The following is a 26847-nucleotide window of genomic DNA, read 5'->3' as shown; positions in this document are numbered from 1 at the left end:
CCGTCGTCGCCCTCGCCGCAACCGTCATCTTCTGGCTATGACACAAGAACGAGTCCTGACCCTAATAACCGATGCGCTCTGGTTTTGCCAGTTGGTGTTGATGATCTGGCCAGTGCCATCTTGGCCCCCATCATCACTACGAACAGCCGCAAGATAAGACAACTGCTCCTCTGCCGGACTCTGGTGATATAACCGCCCATACCCTCGAAAGACACCAGCGCCTAAGCGCAAAACGAGATACGAAAGTCAGAATCGAGCGTTTTTCTTGAAATTAAAAAATATTTGCAACGGTCGAAGTTGCAGAGATGAAGACATCATACCGCGTAGACTTCCCCAGTATCTGATGTGTCGGCTTACCGATGCCACCCATGGACTTTCCCTTAAGAGGCCATTTCAGCACCACGCGTTTACGGGCGCAAGAAAGAGCCACTCGCATCAAGTCAGCGGAATCGTCATCCTTGCCCACAATTTCGCGCAGTTGTCGTAAATTAAGCTTTACGAGGGCAGAGTTTTTACGCTCTGGATGCATCGGATCGACGTAAATGACATCCGGCGAAAGCTGAGGCAGCAGATCCATTGCATCACCACAAAGAAGCGTCATACGCTCGGCAATCTCAGCATATTCACCGCCAACACGGCGGCATTGCTCAATCCCTTCGTGGAGCATGGCCTGCATCTGCTCCGAACGTTCAATAAGAGTGACACTGGCCCCGAGCGCAGCCATGACAAAGGCATCCCGACCCAATCCTGCCGTCGCGTCAATGACGTTCATCTTTTCGCGACCATTAAAGCCAAGTGCACGGCCCAACGCCTGACGGCGACCGCCGCCATATTTCAATCGATATGTCATGGCTCCACTTAAAAAATCAACGCGTAGCTTGTTCATGCCTGTGTCATTTATATAAATTCTCCATAATTTCCGTCTCATAAGCCTCGCCGCCAGATGCTTCATTGACACTGCCGCAGACTGGACTACCGTACTCCGTCAGTGGTGCGGTAATTATCACCCGGAACTGAGCCGGTGGTGCTTATAATTAACAATCATATGGTCGATATGCTTATCTGTGATAGGCAAGAGAGTAGCCTACGATTGCAGTCGTTGCACGAGCAAAAGAATCAGTTCCGCCTGCCGGCTGTCCGTCGTCGGATGATTTGGAACAGCTGCGGTGATTTTGTAGCGGATGGCGTGGGCTCATCGGTTTCAGGCTATGCTGCTTGACGCTGGTGGTTCAAGCGGCGGTTTTGGATGGTCTGCTGTTTGATGCGTCTCCTTTCAGCTAGGATGGTTTCACCGCGACCAAAGTAGACGTCAGCCGGGGTTAGGTTGCTGATGCTCTCGTGGTAGCGATGGTTGTTGTAGTGATCGATGAAGGCGGCGATGGCTGCTTCGAGTTCGCCCTCGAGGAAGTAGTTTTCCAGCAAGATGCGGTTCTTCAGGGTCTGGTGCCATCTTTCGATCTTTCCCTGTGTCTGGGGGTGCATTGGTGCGCCGCGAATGTGCTTCATGCCTTTGTCTTCGAGATATTCTGCCAGATCGGCAGCGATGTAAGACGAGCCATTATCGCTGAGCAGCCTGGGTTTGTGCACAACCTTGGCACTGTCGCAGCCTGACGCTGCCAAAGCGATGTCGAGCGTGTCGGTGACATCCTCGGCCCGCATGTTGCCGCAGAGCTTCCAGCCGATGACATAGCGGGAGTAGTCGTCGAGGATCGTGGACAGGTAAAACCAGCCCCAGCCTATGACTTTCAGATAGGTGAAGTCAGTCTGCCACATCTGGTTTGGCGCCGTGGTCTTGTCTTTGAACTCATCGGCCGCCCTGATGACGATGTAGGCCGGGCTGGTGATGAGGTCGTGCGATTTGAGCAGCCGGTAGACAGAAGCCTCTGAGACAAAATACTTTTCTGTGTCAGTGAACCGGACCGCCAGTTCGCGCGGCGACAGCTCGGGCTCCTCAAACGCCAGCGCCAAGATCCGATCCCGCACCGCATCGGGGATGCGGTTCCAGACCCGGGAAGGGGAAGAAGGCCTGTCCTCCAACCCCTCGGGCCCATGTTCGACGAAGCGGTCATACCACCGGTAAAACGTGGTGGGTGGGATGCCGATCTTGGCCAGGGTGCGCCTGACTGACAGATGCGACTGCTCCACCAGCCGGATGATTTCGAGCTTTTCAGCGGCGGGGTATCTCATTCTGGGTCTCCCCCAGCCCCGGTCATGTTTTTTTGAGCAGACGGTTTTCAAGGCTGAGATCGGCCACAAGTTCCTTCAGTGCCAAAGCCTCGGCGCGTAGATCCTTCACCTCGCCTGTATTCGCCTGGCGGGCCGTATCACCGGCCAGCCGCTTCTTGCCGGCCTCGAGGAATTCCTTCGACCAACTGTAATACAGGCTTTGGGCGAGCCCTTCCTTGCGGCACAAATCGGCAATGCTGTCTTCGCCACGAAGGCCGGACAGCACGATCCGGATCTTCTCCTCAGAAGAATGCAACTTGCGCGTCGCACGCCGGATGTCCTTCACGACTTGCTGGGCAGGGGCCTTGATCGTCACGGGTTTCGCTGGCGCGGCCCTTCGGCTCTTCATCATCTTCAACTCCAACTGGGATAAAGATGAGCCGCAAACCCTCCGCTAAGCAATCACGCCAAACTGTTCCAAGGGTGCTGATGGCGGACACTGCACTCCATTGTCGGTTAACACCGTGTGGATCGGGTATGGCGCAGCTGCGATCAGGTCGCGCAGAAACTGGGCTGCAGCCATCTTCCCTGCCTTTTGGACGAGGCGAATGAAGGCAAACTTGCTGGTTCTGTCAATTGCGACAAAGAGATAGAGCTTCCCTTCGGCGGTCTGCATCTCGGCAATATCGATGTGAAAGAAGCCGATAGGATAGCGCTTGAACTTCGACCGTTTCGGTTTGTCGCCATCCACTTCGGGCAGTCGAGAGATGCCGTGGCGCTGAAGGCACCGATGCAGCGCCGAGCGTGTCAGGTGCGGGATGGACGGCTGCAGGGCATAAAGGCAGTCGTCCAGCGGCAGCAGCGTATGGCGCCGAAAAGCAACGACGGCCGCCTCCTCGGCCTCCGTCAGGATCGTCGAACGCGGCTCCGACGGCCCGGTCTTCATATCCTCGACCGTCGCGCGCTTGCGCCACTTCGCAACGGTCTTGGGATTGATACCCAGCTCACGGCTCAACTGCGCGAGCGAAGCTTGCGATCGCTGTATTGCTGCTCTGACGGCGTGCGTGGTCGTGGCGCTGCCATGACGAATTTGTCCCATAGGGCATCCTTCCATTCCAGAGAAAGGATCGCACCATCAAACCGTGGGATCAAACACCTAGACCGCGACCCCAAAGAGTTTCCCGATAGCGGCGGTCACTGCCATCGCGGCACCGCCCCAGAAGACCACACGCAGTGTTGGTCGCAACAACTTGGCTCCGCCGGCCCAAGCCCCGAGAGCCCCGAGAACGGCAAGTGCCAGCAGCGTTGTCACAGTAACCACGACGGCGACAGTTTCTGCGGGTGAGACGAGCGCAGCGACCATCGGCACAGCCCCGGCCAAAGTGAACGTGAGCCCAGAGGCAAAGGCAGCCTGTAAGGGATTGGCGCTATGCACCTCAGAGAGGCCGAGTTCATCGCGCACATGGGCACCAAGCGCGTCAGCTTCGGTCAACTCGCGCGCGACAAGCGCTGCCGTCGCGGTCGAGAGCCCTCGGCTCTCCCAGATAGAAGCCAGTTCCGCCTCCTCCTCCGCGGGTGTCTCGCGCAGAGCCTGCGCCTCACGGGCGATGTCAGCACCTTCAATATCCGATTGTGAGCTGACCGAGACATATTCCCCCGCCGCCATCGACATCGCCCCGGCGGCCAATCCCGCGGCGCCTGCAATCAACACCGCCTCTGCGGAAGGATTGGCGACCGCCACGCCCACGATGAGCGCCGAGATCGAGACGATCCCATCGTTGGCGCCGAGCACCGCGGCCCGCAACCAACCGCTGCGGTTGACGAAATGCACTTCTTCATGGGCTGACTGATAGGTCATGGCCGTCCCGCTCCAATTTCATACTGTCGATCTGACCCTGTAGGTTCCAGGCCGCGCCAAGGCTTCACCGCTCATCCGCGCTCGATGGATCGAAACGCTGACGAGGCAATCGACTTCCTTAAACTTCCGGTAACAATGTAGGGTGAACCGGATCATTGCAATTGATCTGGGTCATAGCCGACGTTGGACGGAATGAATGATCGGCTCCTCATGCGCCGAACCCGCCGCATGCGTGTCAACACAGGAAGCTTCCTATGCCCAGCACCGCCCCTGTAAGTCTTGAAGAACGCCTCATGCTTCCCCTCACGCTCGCGGCGAGTTTCGGCATGGCGGCCGCCTTCTTCGGCACCTTCGTGCTGCCGGGGATCTGGCTCACGGCAGGGCTTGCACTTGTCTATCTTGCGGCCGGGCTTCCGACGGGGCTGCGCGCGCTTGGTGCACTTTTCAAGGACCGCGTGCTCGACATCGACCTGTTGATGATCATCGCGGCTTTGGCCGCGCTTGCCGTCGGCGCCCCGCTGGAGGGGGCGGTTCTCCTCACGCTCTTCAGTATTTCGGGCACGCTGGAGCATCGCGCTATGGGCCGCGCCCGCCGCGCGATCGAGGCGCTGATGGCGCTGCGCCCCGAGACTGCGCTGCGGCTGAGCGCCACGGGCGCGACAGAGGAAATCCCCGTCGTGGCGCTTCGCGAGGGGGATTTGCTTGTCCTGCGTCCGGGCTCGCGCGTGCCCGTGGATGGCGTGCTTGTCACCGGCGAAGGCACGGTCGACGAGGCGACGATCACCGGAGAGTCGATGCCCGTCTCGAAGGCGCCCGGCGCGAAGCTTTTCGAGGCGACGGTCAACCTCAATTCCGTGCTGACCATGCGCGCAAGCGCCACCGTCGAAAGCAGCACCGTGGCGCGGATGATCGACATGGTGACCGAGGCCCAAGCCGCCCGCGCGCCGTCCGAGACCTTCAGCGCCTGGTTCGGGCAGCGCTACACCGTGGCCGTGCTTTTGGGGGCCACGCTGGCGTTTGTTGTTCTCTGGGGGATGGGGGCTTCCGCCTCCGACGCCCTCTACCGCGCTGCGGTGCTGTTGGTGGCAGCAAGCCCTTGCGCCGTGGTGATCTCGGTGCCCGCCGCCATGCTGTCGGCGCTGGCGGCTGCGGCACGGGGCGGCGTGTTGTTCAAAGGTGGCGCGGCGCTTGAAGCCTTGGCAGAAGTGAAGAGCTTTTCCTTTGACAAAACCGGCACCCTGACCACCGGAGTTGCAGAGGTCACCGACCTCACCTCAGAGACCCCCGAGGGGCGCATGCTGGCGCTGCTCTCGGGTTTGGAGGCGCAGTCCGAGCATCCGATCGCCGCCGCGATCCGGCGCCGGGCAGAGGCCGAGGGGCTTGCCCCCGCCGCCATTCGGGATGTGGTGACCCATCCGAGTGAAGGCATCACCGGGATCGACGAAGAGGGGCCGATCTGGGCCGGAAACCAGCGGATGCTGGAGCGGATGGGGGCACGTGCCGATACCGCCGGGGCTCAGCGGCTGAAGGCCTCTGCCCAAACCGTCACCTGGATCGGCCGCGGCGCGCAGCTGATCGGTGGTGTTACGGTGGCAGACCGCCCGCGGCCAAGCTCTGCCGCCGGGCTTTCGCAACTGCGTGCGGCGGGGGTGGCGCATCTGGCCCTGATGACCGGGGATCGCCGCCCGGTCGCCGAGCGGATCGGACGGGAGCTTGGCTTTTCAGATGCGGAAATCAACGCCGAGCTCTTGCCTGAGGACAAAGTGAGGCTGGTTGCCGCGCTTGCGGAAAAAGGCCGAACGGCCTTCGTCGGCGACGGGGTGAACGATGCCGCAGCCCTTGCCCGGGCGGATGTCGGCGTCGCTATGGGGGTCGCGGGCAGCGAGGTGGCGCTGCAGGCCGCGGATGTCGCCCTGCTGTCCGAGGACATGACGCGCCTTGCCGCCGCGCGGAAGCTCGCTTTGCGCACACGCCGGATCATCCGGCAGAACCTTGGCTTTGCTCTGGCGATGATGGTGCTTTTGATGATCTCAGCGCTCTTCTTCGACCTACCCTTGCCGCTTGCCGTCATCGGTCATGAGGGGGGCACCGTTCTCGTGGTCCTAAACGGCTTACGGCTCCTTGCTGATCCGATCCGCAATGATCTCGGTGCGGCGCGAAAAGCGCCCTCGCATCCCTCCTCCCAACCTCAAGAGGTTTCTCATGTATAACCACATCCTTATCACCACCGATGGCTCTGAGAACGCGGGCCTCGGCCTTGAGCATGGCATTGCACTTGCATCCAGCATCGGCGCTGCGGTGACGATCCTGACTGTGACGCCGCCCTTCCCGATTGCAGCAGCGGCGATGGGGGCCGGGGCATACACGCCAGCGGCGGTTCTCGAGGGCTATGATCAGGCGCAGCGCGAAACGGCAGAGCGGATCCTTGAGGCCGCCGCAGAGCGTGCGAGACATGCGGGCGTTTCTGCAACCGCCCTGCATGTGCCTGATGCCACGCCTGCTGATACTATCTTAGAGCGCGCCGAGGCACTCGGTTGCGATCTCATCTGTATGGGCTCTCACGGGCGGCGCGGGCTGAAGCGGATGCTACTTGGCAGTCAGGCAACCGAGGTTGTCACCCGTTCCGCAATCCCCGTCTTGGTCGTGCGGGCCTGACACCCCTTGGCCCGCTGCGAAGCGGGCCGGGCCGAATACAGAAGGTTGGGATGACCCGAACACCTGCAGAATTCTGGCGAGAGCATTAGATTTTCCTTCCTTTCGGGGGGAAAGAGAGGTCGCATTGAGCTCTGAAGCCTGCGGAAAAGCAAATGAGCGATGCGTGGCTATCAGATGCTACGAGCCCGCATGGTGTTCGCGGTAAGGCCAAGTCAACGCCGCGAGCTCGATTGTTCGTGGTGCACATCTGCTTCTCCTGATCTGTCCGCGACCGTTGCGCCAAAAGTCTCCTTGTCGTGTTCACTGCGAACTATCGCTGCGATCGGCGGCCTATGGTTAGGACCCATTGATTAGGTAATGATTTCATCAATCAGAATTCTGTCAGGAGGCCAAAAAACGTCGACTTAGCAAACTTGACCTGAATCAAAGCTGGAACATACCATGGAGTATAGTCTGAGATTGGCGGAGAATCTGCTGCCCTACGCACACGGATCGGAGACTGAATGATCCCCATGATAGGGGCTTGGTGCCCGAGACTGACTGGCGGTCTGGTCGAAAACGTATCTTCGGATAGTCCTCTCGGTATCACGGGATCCGATCTGCAACAGCTAAGGCCCGCGCTGATGGTCAAAGCGAACCAGAAAGTTGCCGCGGGCGATATCCTCTTTCGTGATCGCAAGCGGTCATGGATCACCGCAATCGCCCCTGCAGCCGGGCGGGTATCAAAGCTTGAACTTGGCGCTCGTCGCAGCCTTTCTGAGCTGGAAATCCTTCCCGAGGGCGATGCCGTGCGGCAGTTCACGACAGATGTCGCGGATCGCGCGCAGCTGATTGATCTCATGATCGCCTCGGGGCTCTGGACCGCGTTGCGAACGCGCCCTTTCGGGCGGATCCCCGATCCATCGACACAGCCCGAGGCCCTGTTCGTCACGTTGACAGAGGGCGCTCCGGGCATGCCTGATCCTGCGGCGATCCTGCCTGATCTCATGGATTGGTTCACGCGCGGGCTGAGTGCTTTGACGATGCTTTCAGATGGGCCGGTCAACCTCTGCCATCCCCCCGATCTAGCCCTGCCAGAAGTCTTAGGCATCCGCACCCACCCATTCCGCGGAGGTCTGGCCTCGGCGCATATCCATACCCTGCATCCGGTCGCCCATGGTGGGATGGTCTGGCAGATCCACTGGCAAGAGGTCGCGGCGCTTGGCCATCTACTGAAGACCGGAACGATCTGGCCGCGCCGCATCGTCGCGCTTACCGGGTCCGCAATGGCCCGTCCCGGCCTGATTGCCGCCCCGATCGGTGCGCGCCTGCATGATCTTGCCGCTGGAAGGCTGAAGGATACAACCCTACGCCTGCTGGCGGGCGGAGAAAATGGCAGCCCGGCCACCTTTCTGCGGCCAGGCATCCGTCAGATCTCAGCCGTCCCGCACGAAAGGGCCGATCACCGAAAGGGCTGGTTCATGCGGCTGACGGCGCCGCGCATAGCCGCCCTCATCCCAAACCCATGGGACGAGGTTACGATGCCCCCGGGGATACTCGCGGTTCCGCTTTTACGCGCACTCGCCTCGGGAGATCTCACAGCGGCGCGAGATCTGGGTGTTCTTGGCCTGATCGAGGAGGACCTCATGGCATTGAATGCCCGCCTGCGAGGGCACCCCGATTACCGCGTTCTGCTGCGCCAGACCCTTCATGAGTTGGAGGCTACGATATGAGGCCGGGACTGCTGAGGGATGATCTTGCGGCTATCCTCGCCCTGCTGCCGCCTCTTGCCTGGCTATGGTCGCAGGACCATTGGGTCGCATCGCGGCTGCTGTTCTGCGCGGTACTGATCTTTGGCTGGCAGGCTCTGTTCGCGCAGGTCAGACGCCAAGGGATGGGGTTGCACGGTGCTGTCGCAGCCCTGCTGGTCGCCCTGTTTGCGCCCATGGGCGTACCCTTCTGGCAATTGGCCTTGGGCGTCAGTTTCGGCATGGTGCTGGGTGAGGCGATCTTTGGCGGGAGAGGCCGCAACTTCGTGCAGCCAGTGGCGCTGACATTCGCCTTCATGGCCTTTTCCTTTGCCGATCAGCCCTGGCGTCAAGGCCCGGATCTGCCGCTGATCGCCATCCTGCCTGCCTTGGCTTTGCTGGTGATCACAGGGCAGGCGCGCCTCACAGTGTTGGCCGGTTTTGCAGCCGGGCTTGCCGGAGTCAGCGCGCTGATCGCGCCGGAGCAGATGACCATGTTGATCACGGGCACGTTGCTGCTGGCGCTGCTCTTCCTGACCGCCGATCCGGCTGTATCGGGTGCGACATCCCTAGGCCGCCTGGCATATGGAGTGCTGGCTGGTGGGTTGACCGCCTTGTTCGCGGCCTCCGGTCCTGTCTTTGGCGCAGTGGTTTTTGCCACATTGCTGGCGCAGATATTTGCGCCGCTGCTGGACCATATCGCAATCGTAATCCATTCCGCATGGATGCATCACCGTGCTCGGAGGCTGCGCAATGGCTAAGGCTTTCCAACGCTTCCTGGCCCGTCCCAACAGCGATCCGGTGAAATCCATCGGCATGGCGGCGCTGGTCGCCGCCATCTGTGCCTTGATCGTTGCCGGGACCGCCGTCACCTTGCGCCCGCTGATCGAAGAAAACCGCCTCGCTGCGCGCGCCGGTCAGATGGCGGCAATGCTGGAAAGCGTACCAGGTATCTCCGATCTGCTCGATGGTGGCGGGATCGAAACCCTGATCGTCGATCTGGCAACGGGTCGGATTTCGCAGACAGACCCCACCGATTTCGACCAAACCGCAGCGGCAGCAGATCCTGATCGCAGCACCGCGCTGCCTCCGGCGGCCGATCTTGCCGCGATCAGCCGGCGCGAGAATGAATCGCTAATCTGGCTGGTGCGCGAGGGGGACGAAATCCGGCTTCTGGTTCTGCCGGTGCGCGGTGCGGGCTATCAATCCACCATCCGCGCCTATCTGGCGCTGGAGGGCGACCTGAACACCGTCGCCGCTTTCACGGTCTATGAACAGGGCGAGACCCCGGGCTTGGGATCGCGCGTGACCGAGGCCGAGTTTCGCAACGGCTGGACCGGGCGTCGCATTTTCGAGGGGGACGTGATCCAGATCGACACAGTTTCAGGTGCATCCGGGGATTTTGAGGTCGAAATGATCTCGGGGGCCTCCGTCACCAGCTACGGCACCATCGACATGGTGCATTTCTGGCTGGGCCCCGATGGTTTCGGTCCCTTCATGGACAATCTGCGCAAAGGGGAGGCCGGGCTGTGAAGCAACTGACCGATCCGCTGATCGACAAGAATCCGGTCGCCGTCCATATCCTCGGCATCTGCTCGGCGCTGGCGGTGACGACCTCGATGGCGACGGCGCTGACCATGTCGGTCGCGTTGACCGTGGTGGTGACTCTGGCGGCGGGCCTCATCTCGGCCCTGCGCAGCCATATTCCGAACCAGATCCGGATCATCGTGCAACTGACGATCATCGCAACACTGGTGATATTGGCCGATCTGCTGTTGCAGGGATTCGCCCATGACATGAGCCAGCGGCTGACGGTTTTCGTGTCGCTGATCGCGACCAACTGCATAGTTCTGGGTCGGACAGAGGCCTATGCTATGCATAACCCGCCGTTGCCCTCGATGATCGACGCGCTTGGCAATGGGCTTGGTTATTCGCTCGTGCTGATGAGCGTGGCCTTCATCCGCGAGCTGTTCGGCGCAGGCAGCCTGTTCGGCATACAGATCCTGATCACTCAGGCGCAGGGCGGCTGGTTCGTGCCGCTGCGACTAATGCTGCTGGCCCCTTCGGCGTTCATCATACTTGGCCTCCTGGTCTGGGCCCTGCGCAGCTGGCGCGGGCGACTGGCCGAAAAACCTGATTTCGCCCCACGCGATACCGGATCGGAGGCATCGTCATGATCGACCTCTTCCAGCGTTCCATTTTTGAGGAAAACCTCGCACTATCGTTCTTCCTAGGCATGTGCACCTTTCTTGCGGTGTCACGGCAGGTGAAGACTGCCTTTGGCGTCGGCATCTCGCTGATCGTGGTGCAGGGTCTGTCGGTGCCTCTCAATCACCTGCTTTACGCGTGGGTACTGGCACCCGGCGCGCTGGCATGGGTCGGATTTGGCGATCTCGATCTGAACTTCCTGCGACTGATTACCTTTCTGGGCATCGTCGCCGCTATGGTACAGGTGCTGGAAATGGTTCTGGACCGTTATGCGCCCGCGCTGCATGCCGCCATGGGGATCTATCTACCGCTGCTGGCCATCAACTGCGCGATCATTGGCGGTAGTCTTTTCATGGTCGAGCGTGACTACGATCTGGCGCAAAGCACGGTGTACGGTATCGGCACCGGCATTGGTTGGGCGCTGGCGATCACCGCATTTGCCGCCATTCGCGAGCGGCTGCGCTATGCTGATATGCCGCGTGGGCTCGAAGGGCTTGGCGCCGCCTTCATAGTCGCCGGGATCATGTCGATGGGCTTTTCCGCATTCGTGGGGGTCAGTCTGCCATGACCGAGATCCTGTTCGCCCTGATATTTCTGACCGGGCTGACCATCCTGCTGGCCTGGGCCTTACAGAAAGCCCGCGCCCAGCTGCTGCCCTCACGCCCAGTGGTGCTCACCTTGAACGGCCAGCGCCGGATCGACGGGCAAAGTAACGAGAAACTGCTAGACCTGCTGAACGGGGCCGGCGTGCCTGTCCCATCTGGCTGTGCCGGACAGGGCACCTGTGGCCTATGCCGGGTCTCGGGCGTCACCGGCACGCAGGGGCCGCTGGCGACCGAGACTGCGCGGCTTTCCCCTGCAGATCTGCGAGCAGGCGTGCGGCTGGCTTGTCAGGTTACGGTGCGCGGAGATATGGCCGTAAACGTACCCGAGGACGTGCTGGGTTCGGTCAGCCATATCTGCCGCGTAACTAGCATTACCAGTCTGACGCCCCTGATCCGCGAAATCGCCCTGGCTCTGCCCGAAGGTGCCTCATTCGATTTCCAAGCGGGAAACTTCGTTCAGGTGACCGCCCCTACCTATCGTCGCGCCTATTCCGATATCAACCAGCCCGCAGCGTTCCGTGAGGAATGGGAACGGCTGGGCATCCTTGATCTTGTGGCACAGTCCGCAGCGCCGGTCTCGCGCGCCTATTCGGTCGCCTCACGTCCGCAGGACGAGGGTTTGGTCGTACTGAACATCCGGCTGGCGACGCCGCCACCCGGAAATCCAGATGTGCCGCCCGGGATTGTTTCGTCATGGCTGTTCGGTTTGAAGCCGGGGGATGTGGTCGAAATCGCTGGTCCCTACGGCGAATTCCGCGTGCAAGACACGGAAAAAGAGATGGTCTTTATCGGCGGCGGCGTCGGCATGGCACCATTGCGGGCGATGATCCATGAACAGCTTAGCGCCGGGACCGGGCGTCAGATCAGCTTCTGGTATGGGGCTCGCTCAAAGGCAGAGCTGTTCTATGCCGATGAATTCGAAGAACTCGCCCGGCAACATCCGAATTTCCGCTGGACGCCCGCACTGTCGCAACCCGCAAGAGGTGACGACTGGCAAGGCGCCACCGGATTCGTGCATGACGTGGCCTATGTCAGTTATCTGAAGGATCACTCTGCCCCCGAGGATTGCGAATACTATCTTTGCGGCCCTCCCCTGATGATCCAAGCGGTGCGAGCCGTGCTGGACGATTGCGGTGTCGAACCGGAGGACATTCACAATGACGATTTCGGGATCTGAGCCGATGCGACCGACCCGCCGCAGCGTATTGTTCGGGATCGCCCTTGCTGGCCTGCCGCTGCCGGCATTCGCAGGCAGCCGAACCCGTCTTTCGGGGCGTGCATTCGGCACCACCTGGACCGTCATTTCTGCAGTGCTACGCGATCCGGTTGCCATTACCGACCGCATTCGCACCGCTCTTACCGCCATAGATACCGAGATGAGCCCCTTTCTCCCGGATAGCGTCCTGTCACGCTTCAATACCGGATTACGGACGATTTCGGTTTCTGTGGATTTCGAACATGTGACGCGGGCCGCACTAGCGGTGGCTGCTACGAGCGGCGGAGCCTGCGACCCCAGCGTGGGTCCCGCCGTGCATCGCTATGGCTTTGGCCCAATCCGGGGCACATTCCGCGCAGGCGCGTGGCAGGCCATCCGCTGCGAGGGGGGCCAGCTGACAGCCGACGCGCCGGTAACGCTTGATCTTTGCGGCATCGCTAAAGGCTTTGCAGTGGACAAACTGACGGACATACTGGCGCAGGAAACAGATGATTTCATCGTCGAAATCGGCGGCGAAATCCGTGCCTATGGCAATTGGCCCGTTGGTATCCTCAATCCGCTGACGGGCAGTGTGCATAGCCGCATCCGCCTGTCCTCAAATGCCGTGGCGACCTCGGGCGATGCCATCAACGGGTTCGATCATGGCGGGCGGCGCTGGTCGCATGTGATTGACCCTGCCACCGGGCAACCGGTGTCGAACGGCATCGCCTCGGTTTCCGTCATTGCCCCCGATGCGATGCGCGCCGATGCGATGGCGACCGCGCTGATGGTGATGGGCGAAAACCAAGGGATCGCCTTTGCAGAGGCCCAGAACCTTGGGGCGCTTTTCCTGATCCGCGACGGCAATGGGTTACGCGCACGCCATAACGCGGCATTCGCCGCACGTCTGATATGATAGGAGCCGGCGATGCAGACACTGGTGTTCACATTGCTGATCTTTGCTCTTGCCATGTTGGGGCTGAGCTTGGGCGTCATGTTCCGGCGTACGCCGATCAAGGGATCGTGCGGCGGGCTTGCCTGTCAGAACGCCTGTCACGCCTGCCCGAAAAAGAAAGGGGGACAAGCATGAGTGACACGATCGCCCGCGTCAGGGATTACATGGTGACCGACCTGGTGACCCTGAGCCCGGAGACTGAGATCATCCGTGCAATCACGACCCTGCTCGATGCCGGAGTTTCCGGCGCCTGCGTCCTGGACGACGAAGGCAATCTCGTGGGGGTACTCTCAAAGCGCGATGGTCTGAAAGCTGCGCTTTCCGCCGCCTATTACAAAGAATGGGGCGGCACGGTTGCCGATCTGATGTCGACTGAACTTGAGGTCTTTGACGCAAATCTGGATCTCGTTTCTGCCGCGGAGCGGTTCGTCAAGTCCGCCTTCCGCCGCTTCCCGGTGGTCGAAGAAGGCAGGCTACTCGGACAGGTCAGCCGTACCGATGTGCTGCGTGCGCTGTCACTGCAGTGGCGCTGAACAGTTTCAAAGAGGAGAGAAAGCCATGAATGACCTGAACCGCCGTCGCTTTCTGGCGACATCCGCCGCAGCCCCAGTGGCGCTGGCCGCCACCGTCGTTCCAGCATCCGCCGCCATCGGGGATGTGACACTTCAAGCAGCGCTTGAGGGCCGCCAATCCGTGCGACGTTTCGGCTCGGCCCCTGTGGCGCAGGATGCCCTGTTGCGGCTGCTTTGGGCAGCAAACGGCGTGAACCGACCGGACAGCGGCGGCCAGACCGCGCCTTCCTGGCGGTCGGCGCATGATACAGTGATCTACCTCGCGACCGCCGAGGGGCTGTTCAGACATGCCCATGAGACGAACACCCTGGACAAGGTAAGCGATACGGATATCCGGGCGATTTCCTCGGACAGCGCCTTTGTATCGCGTGCACCCGCCCTGCTGATTTACGTCTCGGACGGCGAAAAGTTGCGCGCAGCCGCAGAAGGTGCTGACGATCAGGCTCTGGCTGTGGGTGCGCATGTCAATGCAGCAGTCGCAGCGCAAAATGTCTATCTGGCCTGCGTTGCCGAAGCCCTGGGCACCTGCCTGATTGGTGGCGCAGCCAACCGGCAGGCCATCGCAGAGGCGTTGGAACTGCCCTCAAACTCGATCGTGACCTATATCCAGCCAATTGGCGCGCCCCGGTAGGACTATTTTCTAGAGAATGTCCTATTAGCAGGCCCATTGAGTCAGAACTTAAGATCTGCCTAAGTAGATTGCGATGTCATACAAGGGGTGCAGGGCTACATTACCTGCGCCCTTTGAGTGTTATTATCCCCTAAAGCCTGCGATGAAACCGATGGAGTATGTTCCATAATGCCTAACGCTCAGGGATCACGCTGGCGGATCTTAGGAAAGCGACATCGTCTTGGATTACATCTTCATCATAGTCGGATTGATCGGCCTCTTTTTCGGCGGCGAAGCTTTGGTTCGCGGCAGCGTTGGGATTGCGAAGCGGCTGGGCATGTCGTCCCTGCTGATCGGCCTGACGGTCGTCGGCTTTGGCACATCAACGCCAGAGCTGCTAGTGTCGGTGCAGGCGGCCTTGGCTGATGTGCCGGCCATCGCCATCGGCAATATAGTCGGATCAAACATCGCCAACATCCTCCTGATCGGTGGGCTGACCTGCCTTGTTTGGCCGATCCGTGTTTCGGGGGCCACGCTGAAGCGCGATACCGCTGTGATGATCGCTGCCGCCGCGGTGCTGGTCCCGATCTTTATGACCGGGCAGATGGGGCGGCTGACCGGGTTTATTCTTCTTGCAGGGCTGATTGGGTATCTGGTTTGGGCCTATCTGCAACCGGGCGATGCGGCGGACGAGGATGTGGACGGTGCGGCCAACGCGGTCAAGGCGGTTTTCATCCAGAATGGCCCGGGTCACATCCCGTAGATGCGAGAGGCCTCGCTGCATCAGCTCTGCCGATTGCCGCACGACTTCGGGCCGGTCTGAATAGGAGAGGATGGTGTCGGTCGCATTGAGCAGACCGCCCAAGGGGTTGTTTACCTCATGTGCAAGCGATGAGGACAGCCTTCCTAGGCTGACAAATCGTTCGCGCTCGGCAAGCCGACGCTCGGCCTCGGCGCGGCTTTCGACAGCCGTTGTCATGCGGTTGTAGCTGGAGATCAGCCGTGACAGCCCCGGGTCGCCACGCGGAATATCTGACTCAGCGATAGGCCTCGGCGCGCCCTTGGACTCGTCCATGGCCGATACCAAAGCGCCGACGGGTCGAAGGATTCGCGCAACGGCCAGCCAGCCACCGAAGGCGAGGAGCGCCGTGGCCGCCGCATTTCCGAACAAGAGCCACATCGAGACATTCCGGCGCTCGGCGAGAAGATCGGTCACATCCAGTTCGGTCACGATCTGACCGATCTGACGGCCCTGAAAAAGCAGCGGTGCCGCGACCCGCAGCACAGGGTCACCGGTCATGCGAACGGCATCAGGTGGCGCGGCGCCCTCCTCGAACTCTGCGACGGCTTCGCCCACAGGCGCGCGACGCGGGTCCGTAGCGGCGAGGATGCGCCCGCGTTCGTCGGCGACGATCGACAGGAGCAATCTCTGTCCATCGTAGGCTGAGCGGGCTCGGTCCAGAATGTCGTAGACCTCCCAGACATCCTGCCGAAGTACAGATGGGCCAAGAGCGACGGACAAGCCTTCGACATGCAGCCGCGCGGTTTCGGACAGGCGGGCGTCCTGTACCTTGCCCAAGGCCGACAGGACACTCTGGCTGGCCAGAAATCCAAGCAGGATCATCAGGCCCGCCATCACCAGCGGCACACGCAGGGTCACGGGCAAGTTGCGAAAGCGCGGCAAAGGTCTCATCCGCCCGACAAGACAGCAATGCGGGCGGCGATCCCGTCGAAGAGGGCGTCCTCCCCCGGCTCGATCGCATCCAGGCTCAAGAGTTTGAGTGCCTCCGTCCCCTGCGCTGTGGCCGAAAGACCCAGTAGCGCTGCCTTGCAGGCCATCACAGATGGCTCATCCATGCGATCTGCCCGGGCAACCATAGGGGGGAAGCCCAACCACTCCGAGCGCACAATGACCTTTGTCCGTGCTGTCAGATCCGGTTCCGCGGAACTGAGTGCCTCCCAGACGTAACCATCCACGCTGCCTGATCGCGTCAGGCCGCCTGCCACCGACCGGACCACGTTGCGGTGGCCATAGGTGAAGATGACGCGTGAAAAGAACTGGTCCGGGGTTTGGCCATCCCGCGCGAGGTCAGACGCAGTGACGAGGAAACCGGAGTTGCTGTCGGGGTCCGAAAAGGCGTGAGCGCCGCCACGCAGGTCCGATAGCGCGGTCGCGGGATCATCCTGGGCGACGATGAGATAGGACTGGTAAAGCGGCTGCCCTCGCCAGACGGGTACGCCGAGCAGCGAAAGTTCGGTCTTGTGCTGAAGATAGGGATAGCCGCATGTCCAGGCGGCATCCACGGAGCCGTCGAGAAGCGCGCCCGAGATCCTGATACGTCCGTCTCTGGACGAGCTCGATGTCTTGGCCCATGCCTTCGGCCAAAGCAGCGCGAAGGGCAGAAATGACTGCCGCGTCGTTGTCGAGAAAGACTGGCGTCAGAGCAAATCTGAAGGGTGCCGGGCCCTGGGCCCAGCCTCGAGTCACGACGAAGGGCGCGGCCGCGGCCGCCAGCCCCATCAGCAAAGCGCGACGCCTGCTTTTCATCCTTTTCCTCCCGGGGCGCGTCTCCCGCGCGCCGCCTACGATCTCAAGCGCCACAAACTTGCTTGTCCAATGGCGGATGAAATCGTAAATCGACGATATACGGAATCTTAGCGGTTTGGAAAGCGCGCAGATGGCAACGGACGAGACAACGACGGCCGCCTTGGCAAAGGCCCTCGCACATCCGGCGCGGATCCGGATCCTACGATTGCTTCAGGCCACGCCAGGCTGCATCGGAGGCGATATCGTGGGCGCAGTCGGCCTTGCTCAGTCAACAGTGTCGGAACACCTCCGTATCCTCAAGTCCGCGGGCGTGATCACTGGCGAGATCGACGGACCCCGGATTTGCTATGCGCTGAACCCGGCGTCATTGGCACCGCTCGCCGATTTGATCATGGGTCTCACCCCTCCGCCCGAAGGGGCCTGCTGCATTCCTGGAAAGAAGAAATCTGCATGAGCCTGTTCGAACGCTGGCTGACCCTCTGGGTCGCCCTTTGCATCCTTGTGGGGCTTGTGCTTGGCAACCTTATGCCCGGCCTGTTCACTGCGCTCGCAGGGCTGGAATATGCCTCGGTCAATTTGGTCGTGGCCGTGCTGATCTGGGCAATGGTCTATCCGATGATGATCGCCATCGACTTCGGTTCGCTGAAGGATGTGGGGCGGCGACCGAAGGGCCTCATCATCACGCTGGTCATCAACTGGCTGATCAAGCCCTTTACGATGGCCGCGCTGGCGGTGCTGTTCTTCAACCACCTGTTCGCGGGGCTGATCGATCCGACCAAGGCACCGGAATACATCGCGGGGCTTATCCTGCTGGGTGCCGCGCCCTGCACGGCGATGGTCTTCGTCTGGTCGCGGCTGACCAAGGGCGATCCGAACTACACGCTGGTGCAGGTCAGCGTGAACGACCTGATCATGGTCGTGGCCTTCGCGCCGATCGTCGCCTTCTTGTTGGGCGTTACCGACATCTCGGTGCCATGGGAGACGCTGATCCTGTCGGTCGTGCTCTACATCGTGATCCCGCTGATCGCCGGGGCACTGACACGGCGAGCCTTGATGGCGCGCGGGGGTGAAGTGGCGGTGTCGGACTTCACGGCGCGGATCAAGCCCGCCTCGGTCTTCGGCCTCTTGCTGACCGTTGTGCTGCTCTTCGGCTTCCAGGGCCAAGTGATCATCGCGCAGCCTCTGCTGATCGCGCTCATTGCCGTGCCGATCATCATCCAGTCCTATGGCATCTTCGCACTCGGCTATGCCTGGGCCTTTGCTTGGAAGCTGCCCCACAAGGTGGCAGCCCCCTGCGCCCTGATCGGCACGTCGAACTTCTTCGAACTGGCGGTGGCTGTGGCCATCGGCCTCTTTGGTCTGAACTCGGGCGCCGCGCTCGCCACGGTCGTGGGCGTGCTGGTCGAGGTGCCGGTGATGCTGACGCTGGTCGCCTTCTCTAACCGCACACGCAACAGGTTTCCTTCATGACCGATACACCCAACATAGACGACGCACTGTTCCCCGGCATCGACGGCAATCGGCTTTTATCTCCTCCAATCGCCGCCCACCCTCCGAAGATCCTGATCTTATACGGCTCGCTGCGCACCCGCAGCTTTTCAAGGCTGGCAGCCGAGGAGGCGGCCAGGATCCTGACCCGGCTTGGAGCCGAGGTGCGTTTCTTCAATCCCTCTGGCCTGCCGCTGGTCGATGACGGGGTCGATGCGACCCACCCGAAGGTGCGGGAGCTGCGCAATCTTGCATCCTGGTGCGAGGGGATGGTCTGGTCGTCGCCAGAGCGCCACGGCGCCATGACCGGGCTGATGAAGACGCAGATCGACTGGATCCCGCTCTCCGACGGCGCGGTGCGGCCGACGCAGGGCAAGACGCTGGCCATCATGCAAGTCTCGGGCGGATCGCAGAGCTTCAACGCGGTGAACCAGATGCGCGTCCTTGGCCGCTGGATGCGGATGCTGACGATCCCCAACCAGTCCTCGATCCCGAAGGCGTTTCAGGAGTTCGACGAATACGGGCGGATGCGTCCGTCGTCCCTGTATGACCGGATCGTGGACGTGATGGAGGAACTGATGAAGTTCACCCTGCTGACGCGCGACCGGGCTGACTACCTTGTGGACCGCTATTCCGAACGCAAGGAATCCGCCGAGGCCTTGATGAAGCGTGTGAATCTGTCTGCCGCGACCTGACTCAGCCGTGACGCCATACTTTGACCGAGGATACCAGCAGGATGGAGACCAGCACCGGCAGCAGCACGACCTCGGACACGATCCCCAGAAGCTGGCCGCCGATAGCGACGCCGATCACTGACCCCAAGGCCATGAACAGCACGAAGCCCTGATTGCGCGCTAGAACCGTGAAGCTGTCGTCGCGACTGTATCGGGCGAACCCGACCAGCATGGTGGGCAGGCTGATCGCCAGCGACAGGCTGCCTGCGAGTTTCAGGTCGATCCCGAACAGAAGGACCAGCGTGGGGATCAGCAATTCACCCCCCGCGACGCCCATCAGTGAAGCCACGATGCCGATGCCGAACCCTGCGACAAGGCCCGCGACGATCTGCGCAGGTCCGGTGATAAGGGCAGCGGGCGCAAGGCTCATGCTGTGGCTGAGCGCCAGGACTGCCGCGATCAGCACCAGAAGCCCGGCCAGTACTCGATAAAGGGTACGGGACTTCATCCGCACGGCCAGCCCCGCGCCGATCCATGCGCCAAGAAAGCTTCCCGCCAGTAGGTTCAGGATGATCGGCCATTCGGCCAGCACCTGATCAAGGGGCACGGTCCCCGCCCGGAACGGCAGCGCTGTGGCCACCACGATCAGACTGGTCGCCTTGTTCAGGATCACCGCATCAAGGGCTGCAAATCCGAACATGCCGATCAAGAGCGGAAGACGGAACTCTGCCCCGCCAAGCCCGATCAGCCCGCCAACAATGCCAACGATCGCGCCAGCCAATACAATCCGCGGCCATCCGACCATGCCTGCCCCCAAATGAACCTGTCACACCTTGCGGCGCAGGCTTCCCTCCAGCGGCACGGCTCATGACAGGGTGTTCGAGATGGTCCAGTATTTCAAGATGTTGCGGTGAGAACGGCCCAGCCGATATTTCGACCGCTAGGAATTCGCTGAGGCCCTGATGAAGCGGGTGAACCCTTCGACCGCGACAGAATCAAGCCGCCCTGTCGCAGGGGCGGCGCTCTAGTTGCAGCGTGACATTGGCGATGCCATGCGCCTCGGCCAAGGCATCGGTCACCCGGTCGATGAAGGCGTCGGGGTCGGCCCCCTGCCAGACCAGATGCACAGCCAGCGCGGTGCGCATCGTGGACAGCGGCCAGATGTGCAGGTCGTGCAGGCCCTGCACGCCATCCTGTCTCTCCAGCCAGTCTGCAATGGCAGCACGATCAATCTCGAACGGCACACCATCAAGGCTCAGGTGCAGCGCCTCGCGGAATAATCCGGCGGCGGTAACGGCGATCAGCAGGCTGACCGCGATGGCCACGGCGGGGTCAAGCCAATCCCAGCCAGTGACCATGATTCCCACCGCCGCCAGAACAACCGCGCCCGAAACCGCTGCATCTGCCGCCATGTGCAGGAACGCGCCCTTCGCGTTCAGATCGCCCTTGCGTGAAGACATGAACAAGAGCGCAGAGCCCGTGTTCACCCCGATCCCGACCAGCGCGACCAACATCACCGTCAGGCCGGGCACGGCGACTGGGTCAGAAAGCCGCTGCACCGCCTCCCACGTTACCGCACCGACACCCACCAGAATGGCGATGGCGTTGAACAGCGCGGCAAGGATCGTGGCCCGCCCCAGACCCCAGGTATGCCGTGCCGTCACCGCTCGCTTGGCCAGCACCGCTGCCCCCCAGGCGATCAGCAGACCGGCTACGTCGGTCAGGTTGTGCGCGGCATCCGCCAGCAGGGCCAGCGATCCGGTGATCCAGCCCGCTGCACCTTCCACGATCACGTAGCCCGTGTTCAGGCCTACGGCCCAGCGGAACGCGGGGCCAAGGTCCGTGGGCGGGCGATGATCTTGGGTGTGGTCGTGAGCCATGATGTCAGACCTTCCGGGTCAGCGTCCCTTCCATCGGCACTGCGCCGGACAGCGTGTTCGAGATCGTGCCGTATTTGAGGATGTTGCGATGAAGAAGGTCCAGCCGCTGGTCCGTCTCGGCACTGTCGACTGTAATCTCATAGCGGATCAGCGTCAGCTTGGGCGGGGCGTCCTGCCGGATCGCCTCCAGCGCAATCTCTGCGCCATTGATCTGGAAGTTAAGCATCGGCGTCACCCGCTCCATACCCTTCAGCATGCAAGCGGCCAGCGCCGCCAGCAGCAATTCCACGGGGTTCATCGCATCGCGCCGCCCCGCCAAATCGGTGTCGAGCGTGACTTCGGCCTCCTTGGCCACGGCGAGGCTCCCATGCGCATCGATCCGGCGGGCGTGGACGCGATATTCCATCATATGAGCCGTCCGATTTCTTCCACCGTCAGCACCTTGCCGGTCGAGACGACCTTCTCGTCCACCACCAGCCCCGGCGTCGACATCACCCCATAGGCGGCGATTTCAGCGAAATCGGTGACCTTAACGATCTCGGCCTGCTTGCCCGCAGCCGCCGCAGCGGCTTTGGCGTTTTCGCCCAAGGTGACGCATTTCTTGCAGCCCGAGCCAAGTATCTTGATGATCATGATGCGGTCCTTTCTCAGACGAACCAGTTGGAAATCGCGTTGAAGATCAGCCCGATGGACAGGATGCCAAGGGTGACGACGCCGGTGAAGGTGACGAGGAGCGGCATCTTCACCACCCGCTTTAGCATGATGAGCGAGGGCAACGACAGGGCCGTCACCGCCATCATGAAGGCCAGCACCGTGCCAAGACCCACGCCCTTGCCGACCAGCGCCTCGGCGATCGGCAAGGTGCCGAAGATATCGGCATACATGGGGATGCCCACCAGCACCGCCACGGGAACCGACCACCACTTGTCTTGCCCGAGCATGGCCGAAATGACGTCTGCGGGCACCCAGTTGTGGATCGCGGCACCAATGCCCACACCGACAAGCACATAGGGCCAAACCCGATGGACAATCTCCATCACCTGATCGCGCGCATAGGCCAAGCGCTCGCCCCGCGTCATGGTCGCCACCTCGCCCGAGACAGGGACCGTGCGGACGAAATCCGCGACCTGACCCTCCATACCCAAGCGTCCGATGATCGTCCCGCCCACGATGGCTACCACCAGCCCGACCGCCACATAGGCGAGGGCGATGGGCCAGCTGAAGATCGAGGCCAGCAGGATGACCGAGGCCAGATCCACCAGCGGCGAGGAGATCAGGAAAGAGAACGTCACTGCCAGAGGCAGGCCCGCGGCGGTGAAGCCGATGAACAAGGGGATTGACGAACAGGAACAGAAGGGCGTCAGCGTGCCCAGAAGGGCCGCGAGCGTATTGGCGCCAAGGCCGGACCGTCCGCCCAGCATGGCGCGCGTGCGTTCGGGCGGAAAATGGCTTTGCACATAGGAGATCGCAAAGATCAGCACCGAGAGCAGGATGAAGATCTTGATCACGTCATAGACGAAGAACTGCACCGACCCGCCAATGCGCGAGGCGGGGTCCAGCCCGACGGCCGCCACGCCCGCGCCGACCAGATCGTTGAGCCAGGTCATCCGCAGCAGTTGGTCGTTCAGCCAGCCAAACACGCTCATGCTGCCCGTTCCGTGACCATGATTGGCCGCTCGAGCGCAGCTTCGACCAGACGGGCGAGGGATGGCGACAGTTCCGGGCTGATCCGGTAGCGCACCCATTGCGCGTCGCGACGGTCCAGCACCAGCCCCGCCTGCTTCAGCACCTGCATGTGCCGCGACATCCGGCTTTGGGTGGCTCCCAGCTTTCGCATCAGCTCGCAGACACAGTGTTCCGACCCATCCGCCAGCAAGCGCATGGCTTCAAGACGGGTCGGTTCGGCAAGGGCAGACAGAACGGCTAGGATCATCGGCGGCGCTCCACTTCATGCGCATCTGCGCATGGGCGGGCGATCACTGCCGTGATCTGGATCAATCAGCGCAGGTGCCTGAGCGTCTGATGTCATGAAACCTTCATTGGACGCAGTTTTTTATTTCCGTTAATCGGGAAATATGGAACAGAATCGCGCCATCCACGCTTTCGCCACGCTCGGCCACCCCGGCCGGATGGCGGTCTTCCGCTTGCTGATGCGCTTTGCGCCGCAAGGCGTGCGGCCGACCGAGATCGCCGAGGCTTTGGGTCTGAAACAGAACACGCTGTCGCATCACCTCGCTGACCTTGCGGCGTCGGGTCTTGTCCAGGTCACACGGGCCGGTCGGTCGCTCTACTACGCTGTCGATCTCGACACGACGGAAGGATTGATCGGCTACCTCGCCCTCGATGTGGGCCGTGCGCGACCCGATCTCCTTGCCCCCTTACTCTCCGCCCCAAAGGACGCCACCCAAATGGATCCGAATATCCCCGACACCGACTTCGACGTGCTTTTCATCTGCTCGGGCAATTCTGCCCGTTCGATCTTTGCTGAAGCGCTTCTGCGCGATCTGGGCAAGGGCAAGTTTCAGGCTTTCTCTGCTGGCACTCGGCCCAACAGCGAATTGAACCCCTTCGCTTTGGAAATCCTGAAGCGAAACGGACATGACATCGCCGGTCTGCGGTCCAAGCATATTTCGGAGTTCCAGCAGCCGGGCAGCATCGTGATGGATTTCGTCTTCACCGTCTGCGACACGGCAGCGGCCGAGGAATGCCCGCCCTGGCCCGGCCAGCCCATCACTGGCCATTGGGGTTTGCCCGACCCGGTGAAAGCAACAGGAACAGATGCAGAGAAGGCTCTGGTTTTCGCCCAGACCTACGCGGCGTTGCGCCGGCGGATCATGACTTTCGTCGAGCTGCCATTCGAGTCGCTGAGCCGGATGTCCCTCCAATCCCGTGTCGACTCTATCGGCACTGACGCACACGCAAAGGCCTGATCTTCATGACCCGTATCGCTCTTAACGGCCTCGGCCGGATCGGAAAGCTTGTCCTGCGAGATTTGATCGATACCGGCGCGGGTGGCGAGATCGTTCTCCTGAACGATCCCGTCGGCGATGCTGATCAGCATGCGCTGCTGATGGAATTCGACAGCGTCCATGGCCGCTGGCGCACGCCGGTCGCGGCAGGCGATGGCGCACTGATCCTGAACGGCCAGACCATCCGTCTGACGCATGAAAAGTCCATCGAAGCGCTGCCCTTGGCGGAACTGGGCGTCGATCTGCTGATCGACTGCACGGGCGTCTTCAAGACAGCCGCGAAGGTGGCGCCCTACTACGCCGCAGGGGCGAAGAAGGTGGTCGTTTCGGCCCCGGTCAAGGATGGGGGCGCGCTGAACCTCGTCTATGGGGTGAACCATCGCCTTTATGACGGCACGCAGACCCTTGTGACCGCCGCGTCTTGCACGACGAACTGCCTTGCACCGGTGGTCAAGGTTATCCACGAAAGTCTTGGGATCCGGCACGGGTCGATTACCACGATCCATGATGTGACCAACACCCAGACCATCGTGGATCGTCCGGCCAAGGACATGCGCCGCGCGCGGTCGGCGCTGATGAACCTCATCCCGACGACAACGGGCAGCGCCACGGCAATCACGCTGATCTATCCCGAACTCAAGGGCCGCCTGAACGGCCATGCCGTGCGCGTCCCGCTCTTGAATGCGTCCCTCACGGATTGCGTGTTCGAGGTGGAGCGGGCGACCACGGCCGAGGAGGTAAATGCCCTGTTCGCCGCCGCGGCTGACGGGCCGTTGAAGGGGATCCTTGGGTTCGAAACCCGTCCTTTGGTGTCCTGCGACTTCACCAACGATCCGCGCTCCTCCATCGTCGATGGGCCGTCCACCATGGTCATCAATGGCACCCAAGTGAAGATCTACGCCTGGTATGACAATGAATGGGGCTATGCCTGCCGACTTGCAGATATCGCGCGGATGGTCGCAGGCTCGCTGTGACGGACGCCGCAAGCCCCGTCGCCCCGCCGCCGAATCCTCTCCGCGCCTATGCCGCCGTGACAGCGGCTTACTGGGCCTTCATGCTGTCGGACGGCGCGCTGCGGATGCTGGTGCTTTTGCACTTCAACAGCCTAGGCTTCACGCCGATCCAGCTTGCCTGGCTGTTCCTGCTCTACGAAGTCGCGGGCATCGTCACCAACCTGGCTGCGGGCTGGCTGGCGGCGCGCTTTGGCTTGGCGGCCACGCTTTACGGCGGGCTCGCGTTGCAGATCGGGGCTTTGGTGGCGCTGGCACAGCTTGATCCGACATGGGGTGTCGCCGCATCGGTCGCCTTCGTGATGGCCGTTCAGGGCGTGTCGGGCGTGGCCAAGGACCTTGCCAAGATGTCCTCGAAATCCGCTGTCAAGCTTCTAGCCCCCAAAGAGGACGGCGGATTGTTCCGCTGGGTGGCGCTCCTTACAGGGTCGAAGAACGCGGTAAAGGGGCTGGGCTTCTTCCTCGGCGCGGCGCTGCTCGCGCTGGCGGGATTTCAGGCGGCGGTCTGGGGCATGGCGGCCGTGCTGGCGGTGATCCTGATCGCCGTAGTGCTGTTTCTGCCCGCAGGCCTACCAGGGCGGATGAAATCCGAAGAGGCCTGGGGTGGCTGGCGGTCAAAGGAACCGCGCGTGAATCGGCTTTCGCTGGCACGTATGTTCCTGTTCGGCGCCCGCGACGTGTGGTTCGTGGTCGGCATCCCGGTCTATTTCCAAGCGGTCCTGTCCGATGGCACACCCGAAGGCCGGCGAGAGGCATTCTTTCTTATCGGCAGTTTCCTCGCGCTCTGGATCATCGCCTACGGCGCAGTGCAGGCCTTTGCCCCCCGACTTTTGGGTGGCAAGGGTCAGCCCGAGGCCGAGACCACCCGAAAGGCGATCCTTTGGGCAGGGCTGCTCGTCCCGATCCCGTTTGCTCTTGCTGCAGCAACCTGGGTAGCCGGCGACCCAGCGGAATGGCTGACGGCGACGCTCATAGGGGGACTTTTGGTTTTCGGCTTCGTCTTCGCGATCAACTCTTCGGTTCATTCCTACCTGATCCTGGCTTTCGGATCGGCAGAGAGGATCACACGGGATGTGGGGTTCTACTACATGGCCAATGCGGCGGGTCGGCTGATCGGCACGCTGCTCTCGGGCCTCAGCTACCAGATCGGGGGGCTGACGCTGTGCCTTGCCACGGCGGGCCTGATGGCTTTGGCCAGTTGGCTGGCCGCCCGGCGGCTCAGGTCCGTCTGAGCACGAGCAGCGCAATCGTTGCCAGCAGACCAACTGCTGCAGTCAACCAGATGGCGTGCAGGCCCCATGCAGTCAGGGCAGCGCCAAAGATCAGCGGGGCGGCCGCCTGCAAGATGCGGGCGGGCGCGTTGAGCCAGCCGATCCGACGCCCGTATCCCGCTGGGCCAAACAGAGCGAGCGGCAGTGTTCCCTTGGCAATGGTCAGGATGCCGTTCTCCGCCCCGTGCAGGAGCGTGAATGCATAGGCCGCAGGCGCGCCAAAACCCACCAACACCACCGCCGCAACCGGATGCGCCGTCGCGGCGATCCGCGTCGAAATCAGGGGATGCACCCTGCGCAACAGCCCGAACTCCAGGACCCGGGCCGCGACCTGTGCGGGACCGATCATCGCCCCTGCCGCAATGGCAACCGCCGTGCTGGCCCCGGGCCAGCAGCGATTTGACCATCAGCTGGACCGGCGCGATCCACCCGGGGTTTGTTGCGTAAATCGTGTTT

30 protein-coding genes and 2 pseudogenes are annotated in these 26847 nt (G+C 61.9%); 19 read left to right on the top strand and 13 right to left on the bottom strand.

Going from position 1 to position 26847, the window contains the following annotated elements:
- Window positions 1-271: 271 nt before the first annotated feature.
- The 4 genes and pseudogenes from Q9295_RS16970 to Q9295_RS16955 all read right to left on the bottom strand — a co-directional run bounded on the left by Q9295_RS16970 (window position 272) and on the right by Q9295_RS16955 (window position 4024).
- Window positions 272-886 carry a class I SAM-dependent methyltransferase gene (locus tag Q9295_RS16970; RefSeq protein ID WP_306681771.1) on the bottom strand — a complete coding sequence of 205 codons (615 nt, stop codon included), beginning with the start codon at window positions 884-886 and terminating at the stop codon, window positions 272-274.
- Between the two features lie 320 nt (window positions 887-1206).
- Window positions 1207-2575, bottom strand: a protein-coding gene (locus Q9295_RS16965; RefSeq protein ID WP_306681773.1) for an IS3 family transposase whose coding sequence is annotated in 2 segments (ribosomal slippage) — window positions 1207-2221 and window positions 2220-2575 — 1371 coding nt in all. Because the reading frame shifts where the segments join, the coding sequence is not laid out codon by codon here.
- Window positions 2576-2665: 90 nt separating this feature from the next.
- Window positions 2666-3265: pseudogene (locus tag Q9295_RS16960) on the bottom strand (transposase family protein); the annotation flags it as partial.
- 57 nt (window positions 3266-3322) lie between these two features.
- Complete coding sequence (locus Q9295_RS16955) at window positions 3323-4024, bottom strand: VIT1/CCC1 transporter family protein (RefSeq protein WP_306681770.1); 702 nt, start codon at window positions 4022-4024, stop codon at window positions 3323-3325.
- 293 nt (window positions 4025-4317) lie between these two features.
- Here Q9295_RS16955 and Q9295_RS16950 point away from each other — a divergent pair, with 293 nt between their 5' ends.
- From Q9295_RS16950 to Q9295_RS16890, 13 genes are all read left to right on the top strand, one after another.
- Window positions 4318-6234: a heavy metal translocating P-type ATPase gene (locus Q9295_RS16950; RefSeq protein WP_306681769.1), complete on the top strand. Its 1917-nt coding sequence runs from the start codon at window positions 4318-4320 to the stop codon at window positions 6232-6234.
- A complete protein-coding gene (locus Q9295_RS16945; RefSeq protein ID WP_306681768.1) occupies window positions 6227-6679 on the top strand; it encodes a universal stress protein in 453 nt (150 codons plus the stop codon). The genes Q9295_RS16950 and Q9295_RS16945 overlap by 8 nt, the downstream gene beginning before the upstream one ends.
- A gap of 503 nt (window positions 6680-7182) precedes the next feature.
- Entirely contained in the window at window positions 7183-8391 is a 1209-nt protein-coding gene (locus Q9295_RS16940; RefSeq protein WP_306681766.1) for a hypothetical protein, read from the top strand.
- Window positions 8388-9167 carry an RnfABCDGE type electron transport complex subunit D gene (locus Q9295_RS16935; RefSeq protein ID WP_306681765.1) on the top strand — a complete coding sequence of 260 codons (780 nt, stop codon included), beginning with the start codon at window positions 8388-8390 and terminating at the stop codon, window positions 9165-9167. Before Q9295_RS16940 ends, Q9295_RS16935 begins: the two co-directional genes overlap by 4 nt.
- Window positions 9160-9939 (top strand): FMN-binding protein, encoded by a 780-nt coding sequence (locus Q9295_RS16930; protein ID WP_306681764.1) that lies wholly within the window; start codon window positions 9160-9162, stop codon window positions 9937-9939. The genes Q9295_RS16935 and Q9295_RS16930 overlap by 8 nt, the downstream gene beginning before the upstream one ends.
- A complete protein-coding gene (locus Q9295_RS16925; protein WP_112313382.1) occupies window positions 9936-10583 on the top strand; it encodes an NADH:ubiquinone reductase (Na(+)-transporting) subunit D in 648 nt (215 codons plus the stop codon). Before Q9295_RS16930 ends, Q9295_RS16925 begins: the two co-directional genes overlap by 4 nt.
- Entirely contained in the window at window positions 10580-11182 is a 603-nt protein-coding gene (nqrE, locus tag Q9295_RS16920) for an NADH:ubiquinone reductase (Na(+)-transporting) subunit E (protein WP_112313381.1), read from the top strand. Before Q9295_RS16925 ends, nqrE begins: the two co-directional genes overlap by 4 nt.
- The gene (gene nqrF / locus Q9295_RS16915; RefSeq protein ID WP_112313380.1) at window positions 11179-12396 is read left to right on the top strand and encodes an NADH:ubiquinone reductase (Na(+)-transporting) subunit F; all 1218 of its coding nucleotides are present in this window, start codon (window positions 11179-11181) and stop codon (window positions 12394-12396) included. Before nqrE ends, nqrF begins: the two co-directional genes overlap by 4 nt.
- Window positions 12377-13330 carry an FAD:protein FMN transferase gene (locus Q9295_RS16910; RefSeq protein ID WP_306681763.1) on the top strand — a complete coding sequence of 318 codons (954 nt, stop codon included), beginning with the start codon at window positions 12377-12379 and terminating at the stop codon, window positions 13328-13330. Before nqrF ends, Q9295_RS16910 begins: the two co-directional genes overlap by 20 nt.
- Before the next feature lie 12 nt (window positions 13331-13342).
- Window positions 13343-13504, top strand: coding sequence for a (Na+)-NQR maturation NqrM (gene nqrM / locus Q9295_RS16905; protein ID WP_306681762.1), 162 nt, complete (start codon window positions 13343-13345; stop codon window positions 13502-13504).
- Complete coding sequence (locus tag Q9295_RS16900) at window positions 13501-13902, top strand: CBS domain-containing protein (protein WP_020952717.1); 402 nt, start codon at window positions 13501-13503, stop codon at window positions 13900-13902. The genes nqrM and Q9295_RS16900 overlap by 4 nt, the downstream gene beginning before the upstream one ends.
- A gap of 25 nt (window positions 13903-13927) precedes the next feature.
- Window positions 13928-14572 carry a nitroreductase family protein gene (locus Q9295_RS16895; protein ID WP_306681761.1) on the top strand — a complete coding sequence of 215 codons (645 nt, stop codon included), beginning with the start codon at window positions 13928-13930 and terminating at the stop codon, window positions 14570-14572.
- Window positions 14573-14792: 220 nt separating this feature from the next.
- On the top strand, window positions 14793-15314 hold the full coding sequence (locus tag Q9295_RS16890) for a sodium:calcium antiporter (RefSeq protein WP_306681760.1): 522 nt from the start codon (window positions 14793-14795) through the stop codon (window positions 15312-15314).
- A gap of 15 nt (window positions 15315-15329) precedes the next feature.
- Here Q9295_RS16890 and Q9295_RS16885 read toward each other — a convergent pair.
- A pseudogene (locus Q9295_RS16885) lies at window positions 15330-15530 on the bottom strand (sensor histidine kinase); the annotation flags it as partial.
- 710 nt (window positions 15531-16240) lie between these two features.
- Window positions 16241-16855, bottom strand: coding sequence for a PhnD/SsuA/transferrin family substrate-binding protein (locus tag Q9295_RS16880; protein ID WP_306681759.1), 615 nt, complete (start codon window positions 16853-16855; stop codon window positions 16241-16243).
- Between the two features lie 374 nt (window positions 16856-17229).
- Here Q9295_RS16880 and Q9295_RS16875 point away from each other — a divergent pair, with 374 nt between their 5' ends.
- Genes Q9295_RS16875 through arsH form a run of 3 tightly spaced genes read left to right on the top strand, consistent with a single transcriptional unit; the run spans window position 17230 to window position 19282 of the window.
- Entirely contained in the window at window positions 17230-17553 is a 324-nt protein-coding gene (locus Q9295_RS16875) for an ArsR/SmtB family transcription factor (RefSeq protein ID WP_123130460.1), read from the top strand.
- Complete coding sequence (gene arsB / locus Q9295_RS16870; protein WP_306681758.1) at window positions 17550-18569, top strand: ACR3 family arsenite efflux transporter; 1020 nt, start codon at window positions 17550-17552, stop codon at window positions 18567-18569. The genes Q9295_RS16875 and arsB overlap by 4 nt, the downstream gene beginning before the upstream one ends.
- Window positions 18566-19282: an arsenical resistance protein ArsH gene (arsH, locus tag Q9295_RS16865; RefSeq protein ID WP_123130458.1), complete on the top strand. Its 717-nt coding sequence runs from the start codon at window positions 18566-18568 to the stop codon at window positions 19280-19282. Before arsB ends, arsH begins: the two co-directional genes overlap by 4 nt.
- A gap of 1 nt (window position 19283) precedes the next feature.
- Here arsH and Q9295_RS16860 read toward each other — a convergent pair whose 3' ends face one another.
- From Q9295_RS16860 to Q9295_RS16835, 6 genes are all read right to left on the bottom strand, one after another.
- A complete protein-coding gene (locus Q9295_RS16860; protein WP_306681757.1) occupies window positions 19284-20066 on the bottom strand; it encodes a sulfite exporter TauE/SafE family protein in 783 nt (260 codons plus the stop codon).
- Between the two features lie 190 nt (window positions 20067-20256).
- Entirely contained in the window at window positions 20257-21141 is an 885-nt protein-coding gene (locus Q9295_RS16855; RefSeq protein ID WP_306681756.1) for a cation diffusion facilitator family transporter, read from the bottom strand.
- A gap of 4 nt (window positions 21142-21145) precedes the next feature.
- Window positions 21146-21550 carry an OsmC family protein gene (locus Q9295_RS16850; RefSeq protein WP_306681755.1) on the bottom strand — a complete coding sequence of 135 codons (405 nt, stop codon included), beginning with the start codon at window positions 21548-21550 and terminating at the stop codon, window positions 21146-21148.
- The gene (locus Q9295_RS16845) at window positions 21547-21774 is read right to left on the bottom strand and encodes a thioredoxin family protein (protein ID WP_198838658.1); all 228 of its coding nucleotides are present in this window, start codon (window positions 21772-21774) and stop codon (window positions 21547-21549) included. The genes Q9295_RS16850 and Q9295_RS16845 overlap by 4 nt, the downstream gene beginning before the upstream one ends.
- Window positions 21775-21788: 14 nt before the next feature.
- Window positions 21789-22787, bottom strand: a complete 999-nt coding sequence (locus Q9295_RS16840) for a permease (RefSeq protein ID WP_306681754.1) — start codon at window positions 22785-22787, stop codon at window positions 21789-21791.
- A complete protein-coding gene (locus Q9295_RS16835) occupies window positions 22784-23074 on the bottom strand; it encodes an ArsR/SmtB family transcription factor (RefSeq protein WP_068767516.1) in 291 nt (96 codons plus the stop codon). Before Q9295_RS16835 ends, Q9295_RS16840 begins: the two co-directional genes overlap by 4 nt.
- 142 nt (window positions 23075-23216) lie before the next feature.
- Here Q9295_RS16835 and Q9295_RS16830 point away from each other — a divergent pair, with 142 nt between their 5' ends.
- The 3 genes from Q9295_RS16830 to arsJ are packed head-to-tail and all read left to right on the top strand — an operon-like array spanning window position 23217 to window position 26352.
- Window positions 23217-24071, top strand: coding sequence for a metalloregulator ArsR/SmtB family transcription factor (locus Q9295_RS16830; protein WP_088234153.1), 855 nt, complete (start codon window positions 23217-23219; stop codon window positions 24069-24071).
- A 5-nt stretch (window positions 24072-24076) separates the two neighbouring features.
- Window positions 24077-25084 (top strand): ArsJ-associated glyceraldehyde-3-phosphate dehydrogenase, encoded by a 1008-nt coding sequence (locus Q9295_RS16825; protein WP_306681753.1) that lies wholly within the window; start codon window positions 24077-24079, stop codon window positions 25082-25084.
- Window positions 25081-26352 carry an organoarsenical effux MFS transporter ArsJ gene (gene arsJ, locus Q9295_RS16820; protein WP_306681752.1) on the top strand — a complete coding sequence of 424 codons (1272 nt, stop codon included), beginning with the start codon at window positions 25081-25083 and terminating at the stop codon, window positions 26350-26352. Before Q9295_RS16825 ends, arsJ begins: the two co-directional genes overlap by 4 nt.
- Here arsJ and Q9295_RS16815 read toward each other — a convergent pair.
- Window positions 26339-26740, bottom strand: coding sequence for a hypothetical protein (locus Q9295_RS16815; protein WP_306681751.1), 402 nt, complete (start codon window positions 26738-26740; stop codon window positions 26339-26341). The two genes, arsJ and Q9295_RS16815, sit on opposite strands and share 14 nt — an antisense overlap.
- Between the last annotated feature and the right edge of the window lie 107 nt (window positions 26741-26847).

Source organism: Pseudogemmobacter lacusdianii (genome assembly GCF_030848395.1).
Classification (GTDB): domain Bacteria; phylum Pseudomonadota; class Alphaproteobacteria; order Rhodobacterales; family Rhodobacteraceae; genus Pseudogemmobacter; species Pseudogemmobacter lacusdianii.
Note: the sequence above shows the minus strand (reverse complement) of the source record. Positions and strands in the feature narration are given on the sequence as shown.